General features: G+C 74.8%; 13 protein-coding genes and 1 pseudogene. 12 read left to right on the forward strand and 2 right to left on the reverse strand.

Annotated features, from left to right (window positions below):
• Nucleotides 1-861, reverse strand: a pseudogene (locus E2C05_RS22265) (hypothetical protein); the annotation flags it as partial.
• A gap of 302 nt (nucleotides 862-1,163) precedes the next feature.
• Between E2C05_RS22265 and E2C05_RS22270 the strand changes: the two are divergent.
• Together E2C05_RS22270 and E2C05_RS22275 are read left to right on the forward strand one after the other, a co-directional pair.
• On the forward strand, nucleotides 1,164-1,799 hold the full coding sequence (locus E2C05_RS22270) for a glutathione S-transferase family protein (protein WP_240046830.1): 636 nt from the start codon (nucleotides 1,164-1,166) through the stop codon (nucleotides 1,797-1,799).
• Nucleotides 1,800-1,815: 16 nt separating this feature from the next.
• Nucleotides 1,816-2,403: a histidine phosphatase family protein gene (locus E2C05_RS22275; RefSeq protein WP_200306820.1), complete on the forward strand. Its 588-nt coding sequence runs from the start codon at nucleotides 1,816-1,818 to the stop codon at nucleotides 2,401-2,403.
• A gap of 260 nt (nucleotides 2,404-2,663) precedes the next feature.
• Here the strand turns inward: E2C05_RS22275 and E2C05_RS22280 are convergent, their stop codons facing one another.
• Nucleotides 2,664-5,420, reverse strand: a complete 2,757-nt coding sequence (locus E2C05_RS22280; RefSeq protein ID WP_133221846.1) for a DUF2339 domain-containing protein — start codon at nucleotides 5,418-5,420, stop codon at nucleotides 2,664-2,666.
• A 182-nt stretch (nucleotides 5,421-5,602) separates the two neighbouring features.
• Between E2C05_RS22280 and E2C05_RS22285 the strand changes: the two genes are divergently transcribed.
• The 10 genes from E2C05_RS22285 (at nucleotide 5,603) to E2C05_RS22330 (ending at nucleotide 12,632) form a co-directional block, all read left to right on the forward strand.
• Nucleotides 5,603-6,250 (forward strand): 50S ribosomal protein L25/general stress protein Ctc, encoded by a 648-nt coding sequence (locus E2C05_RS22285; protein ID WP_133221847.1) that lies wholly within the window; start codon nucleotides 5,603-5,605, stop codon nucleotides 6,248-6,250.
• Nucleotides 6,251-6,421: 171 nt separating this feature from the next.
• Nucleotides 6,422-6,997 carry an aminoacyl-tRNA hydrolase gene (pth, locus tag E2C05_RS22290; RefSeq protein ID WP_133221848.1) on the forward strand — a complete coding sequence of 192 codons (576 nt, stop codon included), beginning with the start codon at nucleotides 6,422-6,424 and terminating at the stop codon, nucleotides 6,995-6,997.
• Nucleotides 6,997-7,455, forward strand: a complete 459-nt coding sequence (locus tag E2C05_RS22295) for a hypothetical protein (RefSeq protein ID WP_133221849.1) — start codon at nucleotides 6,997-6,999, stop codon at nucleotides 7,453-7,455. Before pth ends, E2C05_RS22295 begins: the two co-directional genes overlap by 1 nt.
• A 192-nt stretch (nucleotides 7,456-7,647) precedes the next feature.
• Nucleotides 7,648-8,742, forward strand: coding sequence for a redox-regulated ATPase YchF (gene ychF, locus E2C05_RS22300; protein ID WP_133221850.1), 1,095 nt, complete (start codon nucleotides 7,648-7,650; stop codon nucleotides 8,740-8,742).
• A gap of 18 nt (nucleotides 8,743-8,760) precedes the next feature.
• Nucleotides 8,761-9,237 carry an MgtC/SapB family protein gene (locus E2C05_RS22305; protein WP_133221851.1) on the forward strand — a complete coding sequence of 159 codons (477 nt, stop codon included), beginning with the start codon at nucleotides 8,761-8,763 and terminating at the stop codon, nucleotides 9,235-9,237.
• A 326-nt stretch (nucleotides 9,238-9,563) separates the two neighbouring features.
• Nucleotides 9,564-10,001, forward strand: a complete 438-nt coding sequence (locus E2C05_RS22310) for an MgtC/SapB family protein (protein WP_158292299.1) — start codon at nucleotides 9,564-9,566, stop codon at nucleotides 9,999-10,001.
• Between the two features lie 79 nt (nucleotides 10,002-10,080).
• Nucleotides 10,081-10,446, forward strand: a complete 366-nt coding sequence (locus tag E2C05_RS22315) for a YciI family protein (RefSeq protein ID WP_207191737.1) — start codon at nucleotides 10,081-10,083, stop codon at nucleotides 10,444-10,446.
• Nucleotides 10,447-10,855: 409 nt separating this feature from the next.
• Nucleotides 10,856-11,359, forward strand: coding sequence for a YcgN family cysteine cluster protein (locus E2C05_RS22320; protein ID WP_133221853.1), 504 nt, complete (start codon nucleotides 10,856-10,858; stop codon nucleotides 11,357-11,359).
• On the forward strand, nucleotides 11,356-12,294 hold the full coding sequence (locus E2C05_RS22325) for a dihydrodipicolinate synthase family protein (protein WP_133221854.1): 939 nt from the start codon (nucleotides 11,356-11,358) through the stop codon (nucleotides 12,292-12,294). The genes E2C05_RS22320 and E2C05_RS22325 overlap by 4 nt, the downstream gene beginning before the upstream one ends.
• Nucleotides 12,291-12,632, forward strand: coding sequence for a cupin domain-containing protein (locus E2C05_RS22330; RefSeq protein WP_133221855.1), 342 nt, complete (start codon nucleotides 12,291-12,293; stop codon nucleotides 12,630-12,632). Before E2C05_RS22325 ends, E2C05_RS22330 begins: the two co-directional genes overlap by 4 nt.
• Nucleotides 12,633-12,721 lie beyond the last annotated feature (89 nt).

A 12,721-nucleotide genomic window follows, 5' to 3' on the forward strand; every position in this document is an offset into this window, starting at 1 on the left:
GGCCAGCGCGGCGATCCCGGCCGGCCCGCCGCCCGCCACGGGGTCGCTCTCCCCGGCCTCGGCGCCGGCCGCCGCATCCGCCGCCGGGCCGATGGCGGGGATCGCCAGGGCCATCGCGGCATCGCCGGCCGCCGGCGCGGGTATCCAGTCCGGCATGGCCTCCGCCTTCGCCTTGGGCAGGCCGGCGGTCGGCTCGGCACGCGCCGGCATCGGCACGGCCGGCGCCGGGCCGAAGCCGTCCGGCGGCCCAAGCCAGGCCAGCACCGTCGCCCCGCCCAGCCCGGCCCCCACGACCGCCCCCCAGAACCAGGCCAGTCCCAGGAAGGCCGTCCGCGCGCCAGGCGCGCGGGCCCGCATCAGCGGCGGCGGCCGCGGCGTCGCGCCGGGTTCGACGAGGCGCAGGGGATAGGCCGCCAGCAGTTGCGGCAGGTCGGCCAGCCAGTCGCGCCGGCGCAGCGCGGTGGGCCCGGCCGCGGCGAAGCCGGTCTCCAGCGTCGCGGCAAGGTCCGGCAGGGCGCGCAGCGGCAGGCAGAGATGCATGACCTGCGGCAACCCGCCATGGCTGGCGCGCCAGCCCTGCGTCTTCATCAGCGCCCGCACCCGCGCCGCCGCATCCTCCGCCACCGGCCCGGGCAGCAGGTCCAGCACGGCGATGCCGCGGTCCGGGTGCGCCAGCACCTGCTCCACCCGCGTCGGCGGCCCGCCCAGAGGGTCGGGCAGGCTGCCATCCAGCAGCACGATCCAGCCCGGCGGCAGCCCGGCCAGCGTCTGGCGCAGGGACCGTTCGATGAAGTCCCGCCGCGCCGCGCTGGCGACGCGGGGAATCGCCGCGGCGTCCGGCTCGGGCGCCTTGCCCGGCACCGCTCCGGCGGCCGCTGCGGCGGTCGAAAACCCCTCTCCCACCATCCTGCCCCCGTCCTGCGGGCCGCGCCGGGGCGGCGGGGCACCGATCCGGCCCGCGCGGCATCCACCAAGCCTGGGGATGCCCATCCCGCGATCTCAGCCCGTCGCCTGAGGCGGATTGTATATTCTTATGCATATCCCCGCAGCCGCGGCGTCGGCGGGCGACCGGGCCGTCGCGGACAGGTGATCGCGCCGCGGCCCGCGTCATGCCCCCTTGCCGGGAAGGACGGGCTCCGCAACCCTCCGCCGCCATCCCCGGCATGTCGGAGGGACCAACCATGAAGCTCTACTACGCGCCCGGCGCCTGTTCGATCGGCATCCATGTCCTGCTCGAGGAGATCGGCAAGCCCTATGAGGCGGTGGCGGTGAACCTGCGCGAAGGCGCGCAGTTCAAGCCGGACTTCACCAGCGTGAACCCGAAGTCGAAGGTGCCGACCCTGGCGCGCGAGGACGGCAGCGTGCTGACGGAATACCCGGCCATCGCGCTCTGGCTGGCGAGCAGCTTCCCCGAGGCGAAGCTGCTGCCGGAGGGCGCCGACAAGCTGGCCCGCGCGCTGGAGGCGACCGACTACGCCGTCGCCACGCTGCACATGCAGGGCTTCTCCCGCATCTTCCGCCCGGCCAACTACGCCCCGACCGAAGCCGACCACGACGCGGTGAAGGCGCGCGGCGAGGAGATCTTCCAGAAGGGCCTGTCCTGGTTCGACAAGGCGCTGGAAGGCAAGGACTACATCAACGGCGAGTATTCCTTCGCCGACAGCGCGCTGTGGTACGTGTCCTTCTGGTGGGCCGGCCGCCTGGGCAAGACCCTGCCGCCGAATGTCGCCGCCCACTATGCCCGCATGAATGCAAGGCCGGCGGTGCAGCGCGTGCTCAAGGCCGAGGGGCTGGCGTAAGCGGATGGCCATCGCCATGGCGGAGACGCTGAACCCCATTCCCTTCTGGTTCCTTCGCCATGGCGAGACCGACTGGAACGCCCAGGGCCTGTCGCAGGGCCGCACCGACATCCCGCTGAATGCGGTGGGCCTGCAGCAGGCGCGGCGAGCGGCCTGGACGCTGGCCGGCATCGGCGGCATCCGCACCATCGTCGCCTCCCCGCTGGTGCGCGCGCGCGTGACGGCGGAGGTGGCGGCGGCGGAGCTGAAGCTGCCGGTCGGCTTCGACGACGACCTGCAGGAGGTGAATTTCGGCGAGCAGGAAGGCCAGCCCATGGGGGACTGGTACGACGACTGGATCGCCGGCGAGTACACCCCGAAGGGCGCCGAGACCTTCGCCGAGCTGCTGGCGCGCGCGGTGGGCGCGGTGAACCGCGCCACCGCCCTGCCCGGGCCGGTGCTGGTGGTGGCGCATGGCGCGCTGTTCCGCGCCCTGCGGCTGGCCTTCGGGCATGAGCCCAACGTGCGCACGCCCAACGCGCTGCCCATCCGCTGCACGCCGCCGGCGGATGGCGGCAGGGTGTGGGACGTGGCGCCGGCGACCCTGGCGCCGGAGCCCGGCTGACACCCGGGGAAGGCCCGGCGCCCCCCCATCGCGCCAGCGCGACGGGGTGCCCCCTGCCCTCCTCGGCCCCCGCCCGCCAGGCCGGCCTCCGGCCCGGACCGGCCTGGGAGCCTGACGCAGCAGGCCCCGCGGCGCGATCCGGCGGGCCCGTTCCGCGCCGGCGCCGCGAGGCTGCCTGCCGATGCAACCGGCATCGGCGGCGCGGCCCTCCTGGCCGGCGCGGAAACTCCCGCGCCGGCGCATCGCCCAAGCCGTCCGGGTCAGGTGGCCGTGGCACGCACCGGCGCGACCACCACGAAGCGGCGATAGACCCAGCCGAGCGCGATCAGCGACAGGCCCAGGCCGAGGAAGCTCAGCACGCGCCACAGCCCGTCCAGCTCGTCCATGTCCACCAGGAAGGCCTTCAGGATGGTCAGGCCGATGGCGCCCAGCGCCGCCAGCCGCAGCGCCGGCAGGCCGAGCCGGATGCCGAGGGCGAGCAGCGCCGCCCCCAGCAGCAGCCAGGCGCCGCTATAGGCATAGAGCTCGGCCGCCGTGACATCGGCCGCGTCCAGGGCGACGTTCAGCGGGTGGAACTGGTGCCGCACGGTCAGCGTCACCCAGGTGAAGCCGGCCAGCAGCGCGTAGAAGGCCAGCGCCCGCGGCAGCACCCGCCCGCGCAAGCCGCGCAGCATCAGCGCCGCCAGCAGCCCGGGCAACGCATAGGCCAGGGCCAGCTCGTTCAGCAGCGGCGTCATGGCCAGGTCGGCGCCGTCGGTGAAGGCCGGGTTGAGCGCGACCAGCGCCAGCCCGCCCAGCACGGCGACCACCTGCAGCGCCTGCCAGCCCACCCGCAGCACCGGCCGCCCGCCCAGGCGCCAGTCCAGCAGCCGCGTTGCGGCGGCCAGCAGCGACAGCGCCGTCACCTGCAGCCCGGCTTCGAGGAAGGGCCGCGGCGGCTCCCCCGCGATGTCGCCGCCGGTCACCGCATGGCGGATCAGCAGCACCACCAGCGCGGCCAGGAAGGCCAGCGCGCCGCCTTCCAGCAGCGCCACCGTGGCGTCGTCCCGCCGCCGGGCGAACAGCGCGGCCGCCAGGGCGAAGCCCGCCGCCGGCCCGCCATAGGCGACCAGCAGCAGGTTCAGCAGGGGCGCGGTGCCGAAGGCGTAGCCCAGCACCTCCCCGTTCAGCAGCAGCCGCGCCAGCACCACGGCGGCGACCGCCCGCGCCACCAGCCGCAGCGCGTCGAGGCCGCTCCGCCCCTCGATCCAGGCGAGCGGCGGCAGCAGCAGGGCGATGGCCAGCGTCAGCCACTGGTCGGTCAGCAGCATGGCGGCGCCGAGCGCCAGCGCCGCCACCGCGCCCGCGGCATGGGCGCCGGCCCGCTTCGGCGCGCCCTCCCGCGCCGCCAGGCCCGCCAGGCCGGTCAGCGCCGCGGCCAGGGCCAGCGCCGCCATGGCCCAGCCGCCATCGAGGGCGAAGCCGCGCACCCGGGCATAGGCGACCAGCAGCACCAGCACCGGCAGGGCGGCAGGCAGGGACGCCCAGGCCAGCGGCCGGCGCGCCCGCCTTTCCTGCCAGGCGCCGGCCAGCGCATGCATTGCGGCCAGCAGCGCGGCGACGGACAGGAAGGGCAGCAGCGCCTCGGGCGGCCAAGGATGGATGGGCAGGATGGCCTGCACCAGTCCGCCGGCGGTCACGGCTTCCTCGGCTGGCTGCCAGGCCGGCAGGGGCCAGGCGAGCAGCAGCAGCAGGCCGGCCAGCGCCGCCAGCCAGGGCAGCGCCGCCAGCCGCTTCTGCCGCGCGGCGGCGACCAGCGCGACGGGCGAGAACAGCAGCAGGCCGCTGGCCAGCGCGAGGCCCTGCATCCAGGGCACCCCGGCCAGCAGCGCCGCGGCGAGCAGCGCGAAGGGCAGCCAGGCGAGGCGCTTGCCGACCGGATGCGCCAGCGCGCCGCGCGGCAGCAGCGCCAGGTGCAGCGCCGCCGCGGCGGGGGCGAACAGCGCCGGGGCCCAGAGATCGCCGCCCTCCGACAGGGTCGCCCCCAGCAGCGTCCAGCCGGCCGCCGCCGCCATCGCCGCCCAGCCCAGCCAGGCGGCGCCGACCTGCCGCAGCACCACCAGCGCCGCCGCCGTCACCGCCAGCAGATAGGCGAAGAGGCCAGGGAGGAAGGGCGCATCGGACTGCACCAGGGCGGGCGTGGCATAGGCGCCGGCGATGCCGATGGCCGCCACCACCGGGCCGAAGACCAGCGCCAGGGCGATGCCGGCCAGCGCCGCCACGGCCAGCAGGGCGAAGCCCAGCAGCGGCGGCACCAGGCCATAGAGCGGCCCGGTGGCATAGGCGGCGCCGAACAGCACCGCGACGCCGCCCGCCGCCAGCGCCGCCGGCGCCTGGTCCGGCCAGGGCAGCGTCGGCCGTTCCCGCGTCGGGACCCGCCGCAGCCAGAGCGCGGCGCCGACGAGCAGAAGGCCGAGCAGCCCGGCCAGGCCGCAGCGCGGCCCGGGGCCGAGCCAGCCTTCCTCCACCGCGGTGCGCACCAGGAAGACGCCGGCCAGCAGGATGGCGCCGGCGCCCAGCCAGACGCCCCAGCGCTGCGCGAGCATTTCCTCGAGGGCCGGACGGGCCGGGCCGGGAGATGCCGGATCGGGGATCGGGCCGGGCGGCGGCGGATCCCCCGGCGCCGCCGCCGCGGCCGGCCCGGCCATGCCCTCCGGCGCGGCGGCCATGGCCCAGGCCGGCGCCCCGGCCGCTGGCTCGGCGACCGGGATGGCGGGCCTCGCCGCCGGGTCCGGCATCGCGGCCGGGTCGGGGGCGGGCATCGGCCCGCCCGCGTCCGCCCCCGGCCGTTCCCAGGGCGAGGCCGGGCGGGGCGCGGGCAGCGGGTCCGGCAGGGCGATCCCACGCTCGGCCAGCAGCGCCTCCAGCCGCGCCATCCGGTCCCGCAGCCGCCCGGCCCGGACATAGCCGGCGATGCCCAGCCCCCAGCCGGTGAAGAAGCCGACCAGCAGCAGCAGGCCGAAGACGATGGAGTCCATGCCGGCACGGTCGAAACCTTCGGTCCAGGCGTCAAGCCGCCCCCGGCTTTGCGTTGTTGCCCCGCCTTCCGCGATCCGCTACTCCCGGCCCCGCGCCGGCACCCCTGGAGGCCGGCGTACCTGTATCCGGGGTCCTGGAACCCTCGGGGCAGGCCGAATTCCCGAACAAGCGGAGCAAAGCCATGGTCCAGACAATCCGGATCGAGGCCGAGGCGCGCGAGCGGGCCGGTAAGGGGGCGGCGCGCGCGACCCGGCGTGGGGGCATGGTCCCCGCAGTGATCTACGGCGCGAAGCAGGAGGCGACGCTGATCGCCCTCGACCCGCGCGACGTGATGAAGGAGCTGCAGAAGGGCGGCTGGCAGGGCCACCTGTACGAGGTGGCGCTGAAGGACGGCTCGACCGTCCGCACTCTGATGCGGGACGTGCAGTTCCACCCGGTGACCGACCGGCCCCTGCATGTGGACTTCCAGCGCGTGGCGCCGGGCACCCGCATCCGCGTGCGCGTCCCCGTGCACTTCCAGAACGAGGACACCTGCCCCGGCATCAAGGCCGGCGGCGTGCTGAACGTGGTGCGCCGCGAGCTCGAGGTGCTGGCCGACCCGGATGCGGTGCCGGAAGCCTTCGAGATCGACCTGGGCGAGGCGGCCATCGGCGACTCGCTCCGCTGGTCCGCGGTGAAGGACAAGTTCGGCACCAGGGCGGTGATCGACCGCGACTTCGTCGTCGCCACCATCGCCCCGCCGACGGTGGTCGAGGAGGCGCCGCCCGCCCCGGCGGCCCCGGCCGCCCCGCCCGCCAAGGGCGGCAAGCCGGCGCCGAAGAAGAAGTAAGGCAGGGCGTGTCTGCCGAGGGGGCGGCGATGGATCGGCGCGGGTATTCGCGCCCTGGCCAGGACGGGGCTTCAGCCGATGCTGGTTGCATCGGCAAGGCCGCGGACGCCGCCAGGACGCGAAGAACCCGCCGAGACGCGTCGCAGCCCTCTGCAGACGCGCCCTAGGGCGATGCTGCTCTGGGTGGGGCTGGGCAACCCCGAGCCCGGCCAGGCGCGACATCGCCACAATATCGGCTTCATGGCGCTGGACGAGATCGCCCGGCGCCATGGCTTCTCCCCCTGGCGGCAGCGCTACAAGGGCTTGGTGGCGGAGGGGATGGTCGGGCGGCAGAAGGTGCTCGCCCTCAAGCCGCTCACCTACATGAACGGCTCGGGCGAGTCCGTGCAGCCGGCCGCCGCCTTCCACAAGATCCCGCCCGCCGATGTCTGCGCCTTCCATGACGAGCTCGACCTCGCCCCCGGCAAGGTGCGGGTGAAGAAGGGGGGCGGCGCCGCCGGCCACAACGGCCTGCGCGACATCCAGCGGGCGCTCGGCACCCCCGACTACTGGCGCGTCCGGCTCGGCATCGGGCATCCCGGCCACAAGGACCGGGTCACTGGCCATGTGCTGGGCAATTTCGCCAAGGTGGACACCTGGGTCGAGCCGCTGCTGGACGCGGTGGCCGAGGCCGCGCCGCTGCTGGCCGAGGGCCGGCCCGAGGAGTTCATGACGAAGGTCGCCTTCCTCACGCAGGAGAGCCGCTGATGGAACCGCACGAGGTCGCCGAGATCACCGGGAGCATGGGCGGGCCCGGGCCGGAGGATTTCGCCAATGGCGCCGCCGCCCTGGCCGCCGCGCTGGTGCGGGAAGCCGGGGCGCTCGCCGCCGCCGCCGCCGCGCTGCGCCAGGCGGCGCAGGTGACGCCGGGCGATCCCTCCGGCGGGCCGCTGTCCGACATCCGCAAGCAGCGCGGCGCCATGGCGGCCTCCGGCGAGGCGGCGATCAAGGCGGCGCTGCTGCTGGAGACGGCGGAAGCGATCGGGCCGGGCGGCGACATCGCCGCGGCGGCCGAGAAGGTGGGCGCCGCGGCCAGGCGCGCCGGCCTGCCGCCCACGGTGCTGCAGCCGGCGCTGCGGGCGGCGGCGCTGCAACTCGGCACCGATGACGGCGCGGCGCGCATCGCGGCGGCGACCATCGCCGAGGCGCTGGGGCGCGCTTTGTGATTGCGAGGGAGGCTCTGCCTCCCTCGCGCGCCCGCCGCCAGGCCACGGGCGTGGCCCGGACCGGCCTGAGTCGCCGCGGGCGCTGCCCGCGGCGATAAACCCAGGCCGTTCCAGGGGGCGCCCGACCCCTGGCGGGATGGGGTTCGGGGAAGGGCAGGGCCCTTCCCCGGGACACGCATCAAGGAGGTTCCCGTGGGGTTCAACTGCGGCATCGTCGGCCTGCCGAACGTGGGGAAGTCCACGCTCTTCAACGCGCTCACACAGACCGCCGCAGCGCAGGCCGCCAACTACCCGTTCTGCACCATCGAGCCGAATGTCGGCCGCGTCGGCGTGCCCGACCCGCGGCTCGACAGGCTGGCGCAGATCGGCAAGAGCGCGAAGATCGTCCCGACCAGCCTGGAATTCGTGGACATCGCCGGGCTGGTGCGTGGCGCCTCGAAGGGCGAAGGGCTGGGCAACCAGTTCCTGGCCAATATCCGGGAGGTGGATGCGATCGTCCATGTGCTGCGCTGCTTCGAGGATGGCGACGTCACCCATGTCGAGAGCAGCGTCGATCCGGTGCGGGATGCCGAGACGGTCGAGACCGAGCTGATGCTCGCCGACCTCGACGGGCTGGAGAAGCGCCAGGTCGGGCTGCAGAAGCGCGCGCGGAACAACGACAAGGATGCGGCGCAGCAGCTTGTGCTGATCGATCCCATCGTGAAGGCGCTGCAGGAAGGCCGGCCCGCCCGCACCGCCGTGCCGAAGGGCGAGGAAGCCGCCGCCGCGCGGCTGCAGCTGCTGACCACCAAGCCCGTGCTGTATGTGTGCAATGTGGAGGAATCCTCGGCCGCCACCGGCAACGCCCATTCCGCCCGGGTCTTCGCCATGGCGGAGAAGGCGGGCGCGCGCGCCGTCGTGGTCTCGGCGGCCATCGAGGCCGAGATCAGCCAGATGGCCGAGGCCGATCGCGGCGAGTTCCTGGCGAGCCTCGGGCTCGAGGACAGCGGCCTCGACCGCGTCATCCGCGCCGGCTACGCCCTGCTCGGCCTGCAGACCTACTTCACCGTGGGCCCGAAGGAGGCGCGCGCCTGGACCATCACGCGCGGCACCAAGGCGCCCCAGGCCGCCGGCGTCATCCATGGCGATTTCGAGCGCGGCTTCATCGCCGCCGAATGCACCGCCTATGACGACTATGTCGCCCTGGGCGGCGAGCAGGGCGCCAAGGAAGCGGGGAAGATGCGGGTCGAGGGCAAGGAGTATGTCGTGAAGGACGGCGACGTCCTGCTCTTCCGCTTCAACGTCTGACGCGCGGGGCGGCCGGGGATGCTGGACGCGGCCTATGCCTGGCTGACCGGCGACAGCACGCTCTCCGGCCTGCCGCTGGCCTTCCTGCTCGGCGCGCTGGTGGGGGCGGAGCGGGAATGGCGGCAGAGCGCGGCCAGCCTGCGCGCCTGCGTGCTGGTCTCGGTCGCCGCCGCCGCCTTCGCCGACCTGATGGCGACGCGGGTGGATCCGCACAATCTCGGCGCCGCCTTCGGCGCCATCGCCACCGGGGTGGGTTTCCTCGGCGCCGGGGCGATCATGCGGGAAGGCGCCAATGTGCGCGGCCTGTCCACCGCCGCCACCATCTGGTGCGTCGCCGCCATCGGCGCCCAGGCGGGCGCGCAGGAAGCGCTGGGCGCGGTCTGGCTGACCGGGCTGGTGCTGCTGGTGAACATCGTGCTCAAGCCGGTGCAGCGGCTGATCCATCGCCGCCGGCCCCGGCATGCCTCGGCCGAGGACCGGGCGCTGGAGGGGTAGGAAGGATCGCGGCAGGCCGCGAGCGGGCCGGATCCTGCACCTGCCCCGCGACCCATCCGCGCAGGCCGCGGGGCGGGCCGGCCCGGACGCGACCGGCCCGGCGCCAGCGGGGCCAGGGCGATGCCGCCGGGTCCCACCGGCATGGCCGGCGCCGGACCGGGCCAAGCCGGGCAGCAGACGAGACTCCGCCCGGCCTTCCGCGCTAGAGCAGATCGCGATCAGGTGGGATCACCTGATCGGGTGAAGATGCCCGCAAAATCGAAAGACGAGGGCGGTTGCCGTGAGCCATGGCGAACGGCAGCCGCGCCAGGGGATCGGCTGCCGCCATGCCCGCCTTCCAGGAGAACCTGCTCGCCGTCCTGCTCGCCTTCGCCCTCGGCGCCGCCGTGGGGGCGGAGCGGGAATGGCGCCGGCATCCCGGCGGGCTGCGGTCCTGCGCCCTGGTCGCGGCCGCCGCCTGCGTCTTCGCCCGCCTCGCCGTCGCGCATGGCGGCAGCAACCCCGGCGCCGCGCTCGGGTCCATCGCCACCGGCATCGGCTTCCTCGGCGCCGGGGTGATCCTGCGGCACGGCATGACGGTGCGCGGCCTGTCCACTGCCGCCACCTTCTGGGCGGTCGCCGCCGTCGGCGCCGCCGCCGGCCTGCTGGAATTCGGCATGGCGGTCGGGCTGACCCTGGTGGTCCTCTTCGCCCATTCGCTGCTGCGCGCCCTGTCCGGCTGGATCGAGCGCCGGGCGCCGCCGCCGGAAAATGGTCCGCGCTGATGTCGAATGCCGCGCCCCCCGCCCGTCATGGGTCCAGGCGCGGCCAACCGCCCCGCCCGCACCGAGAGGGACCCGCCCCATGAGCATCCAGGTCACCATGCTGTTCCACGAGTCGCCCGAGGGTTTCGCCGCCCGCACCGCCGGCGGCGCCGAGGGCGAGGCCTTCTGGGGCGCCTGGCGCGCCTATGCCGGCGCGCTGAACGAAGCCGGCATCGTCCGCGGCGGCAATGCCCTGATGCCGCCGGCGACGGGCGTGATCGTCAAGCGCCGGGGCGACGCGCCGCAGGTGCTGGACGGCCCCTATGCCGAGACCAAGGAACAGCTCGGCGGCTACATCGTCATCGAGGTGGCGGACATGGACGCGGCCATCGCCTGGGCGGCGCGCTGCCCGGCGGCGGCGACGGGCGCGGTGGAGATCCGCCCGGTCCTGCCGATGAACGGCTGAGACCGGCGCGCGGACGTCCTGACGTCCGCCCGCCGGTATCGCGCGCCGGGTTGCCGGGTCCCCATCGCGGCCTTGCCGCGATGGGGACCCGCTGTGGCGGCTGCGTGCCAAACCCGATGATCATGCGGGCAAGCCTTTTTGCCGGCCGGCATGAGGCCGGAGGCCGGACCGTCCCGGTTCCGCCGAGCGCCCGGACGGGCGCCGAGGCGCCACGGTTTGCCACGGCAACCGCCCGGCGAGCGCGGGGCCGTTGTGCTCGGCTGCGGTCGAGGGCTGCCAGGATGGCGCGCCGCCCGCGGCCGGCGCAGGCGGCGCCGGGGCGCGGCAGCGCGACCCGACGGGGGCCCATCACCACCCGCGGCCGCGGGCGCGAGTTTCCCCGCGCCGCCATCGGGGCTAGGCTGGCGGCGTGTCCCCCCAGCAGCCCTTCTGGAAGACGAAGCCGCTCAAGGCGATGACCCGCGCCGAGTGGGAAAGCCTCTGCGACGGCTGCGGCCGCTGCTGCCTGCACAAGATGCGGGACGAGGACACCGACGCGCTGGTCTTCACCAATGTCGCCTGCCGGCTGCTCAGCATCGGCAGCTGCCGCTGCGCCGACTACGAGAACCGCCGCGCCTGGGTGCCGGACTGCGTCAAGCTGACGCCGGCCAGGCTCAAGAAGATCGACTGGCTGCCGCCCACCTGCGCCTACCGCCTGGTCGAGGAAGGGAAGGACCTGCCCTGGTGGCACCCCCTGGTCTCCGGCGACCCGGAGACGGTGCACCAGGCCGGCGTCTCGGTCCGCGGCAAGGCGATCCGGGAGCGCGATGCCGGCCCCTTCGAGCAGCACATCGTCCGCTGGCCGGGCCAGGAACCCCGCGGCGCGCGGGCCCAGCCGCCTTCCGACCGCAAGAAAGGACCCCAGGAGACATGAAGGACGCCCTGTTCGGCGGCGTGAACGCCGCCGTGCTGACCGCCATGACGCCGAACCTCGCGCCGGACCCGGACCGCATGGCGGCGCATGCGAAATGGCTGCTGGCCAATGGCTGCAACGGCCTCGGCATCCTCGGCACCACGGGGGAGGCCAACAGCTTCGGCCTGCACGAGCGCAAGGCGATCCTCGAGGGGCTGATCGCCCGCGGCGTCCCCGCTGCCGCCATGATGCCCGGCACCGGCTGCGCCAGCCTGAGCGACACGGTGGAGCTGACGCTGCACGCCAGGGCGCAGGGCTGCCGCGGCGTGCTGCTGCTGCCGCCCTTCTACTACAAGGGCCCCAGCGACGACGGCCTGTTTGCCTATTTCTCTGAAGTCGTGCAGCGGGTCGGCGGCGGCATCGCCCTGTACCTGTACCATTTCCCGCAGCAATCGGCGGTGCCCTTCAGCCTCTCCCTGCTCGGCCAGCTGCTGCAGGCCTATCCCGGCACCATCAAGGGGGTGAAGGACAGCAGCGGCGACTATGCCAACATGCAGGCCATGGTCCGCGAATTCGCCAGGGACGGGTTCGAGGTCTATTCCGGCTCGGACGAGTTCCTGCAGGCCATCCTGGCCGAGGGCGGCGCCGGCTGCATCACCGCCGCCTCCAACGCCAACAGCCATTGGGGCGGGATCGTCTATGCGAAGCGGACGGGGCCGGAGGCGGATGCCGCCCAGGCGACGCTGACCGCGACCCGGCGCGCCGCCACCTCGGTCCCGCTGATCCCCGGCCTGCGGGAGGTCATCGCGCGGTCCACCGGCGACGATGGCTGGCGCACCATCCGCCCGCCGCACCTGAAGCTGACGGCGCCGCAGGCCGAGGCCGTCTGGGCCGCCTGGCAGGCCGCCGGCGCCCTGCCGCTGCCCGGCCTGTCGCCGGCGAGGGCGGCGGAATGAGCACCACCTCCGGCCTGCCGCTGGATGGCGGACCGCTGCGCTGCCGGGAGCCGGCGACCGCCACGGTCCAGGTGGACACCGACCATGTGCGGGTGACCCGCTGGGATTTCGGCCCGGGCGCCGAGACCGGCTGGCACCGGCATGGCTGGCTCTATGTGGTGGTGCCGGTCACCGACGGGACCCTGCTGGTCGAACTGGCGGGCGGGGAGACCATGACGGCCGACCTGAAGGCCGGGGTGGCGTATAGCCGCCCGGCGGGGGTGGAGCACAACGTGGTCAATGGCGGGACGGCGCCGCTGTCCTTCGTCGAGACCGAGGTGAAGCTGCTGCCGGGCTGATGACCCGCGGCCGGGCGGGTCCCGGGCGGCGCGGCCGCCCGGGCGCCGCATCCGGCCGCTGCCGGCCGGCCGCGACCTGCCCTGGCCCC

Origin of the sequence: Paracraurococcus ruber, from assembly GCF_004353985.1 — a bacterium.
GTDB classification, from domain to species: Bacteria; Pseudomonadota; Alphaproteobacteria; order Acetobacterales; family Acetobacteraceae; genus Paracraurococcus; species Paracraurococcus ruber.

Excerpts from the sequence above, each read along its gene's own strand:
- E2C05_RS22310 (WP_158292299.1), top strand. The coding sequence starts at position 9,564 with ATGCCCGCCTTCCAGGAGAACCTGCTCGCCGTCCTGCTCGCCTTCGCC.
- E2C05_RS22270 (WP_240046830.1), top strand. The coding sequence starts at position 1,164 with ATGTCGGAGGGACCAACCATGAAGCTCTACTACGCGCCCGGCGCCTGT.
- E2C05_RS22325 (WP_133221854.1), top strand. The coding sequence starts at position 11,356 with ATGAAGGACGCCCTGTTCGGCGGCGTGAACGCCGCCGTGCTGACCGCC.
- pth (WP_133221848.1), top strand. The coding sequence starts at position 6,422 with ATGCTGCTCTGGGTGGGGCTGGGCAACCCCGAGCCCGGCCAGGCGCGA.
- E2C05_RS22305 (WP_133221851.1), top strand. The coding sequence starts at position 8,761 with ATGCTGGACGCGGCCTATGCCTGGCTGACCGGCGACAGCACGCTCTCC.
- E2C05_RS22280 (WP_133221846.1), bottom strand. The coding sequence starts at position 5,420 with ATGGACTCCATCGTCTTCGGCCTGCTGCTGCTGGTCGGCTTCTTCACC.
- E2C05_RS22315 (WP_207191737.1), top strand. The coding sequence starts at position 10,081 with ATGAGCATCCAGGTCACCATGCTGTTCCACGAGTCGCCCGAGGGTTTC.
- E2C05_RS22275 (WP_200306820.1), top strand. The coding sequence starts at position 1,816 with ATGGCGGAGACGCTGAACCCCATTCCCTTCTGGTTCCTTCGCCATGGC.
- E2C05_RS22330 (WP_133221855.1), top strand. The coding sequence starts at position 12,291 with ATGAGCACCACCTCCGGCCTGCCGCTGGATGGCGGACCGCTGCGCTGC.
- E2C05_RS22285 (WP_133221847.1), top strand. The coding sequence starts at position 5,603 with ATGGTCCAGACAATCCGGATCGAGGCCGAGGCGCGCGAGCGGGCCGGT.
- E2C05_RS22295 (WP_133221849.1), top strand. The coding sequence starts at position 6,997 with ATGGAACCGCACGAGGTCGCCGAGATCACCGGGAGCATGGGCGGGCCC.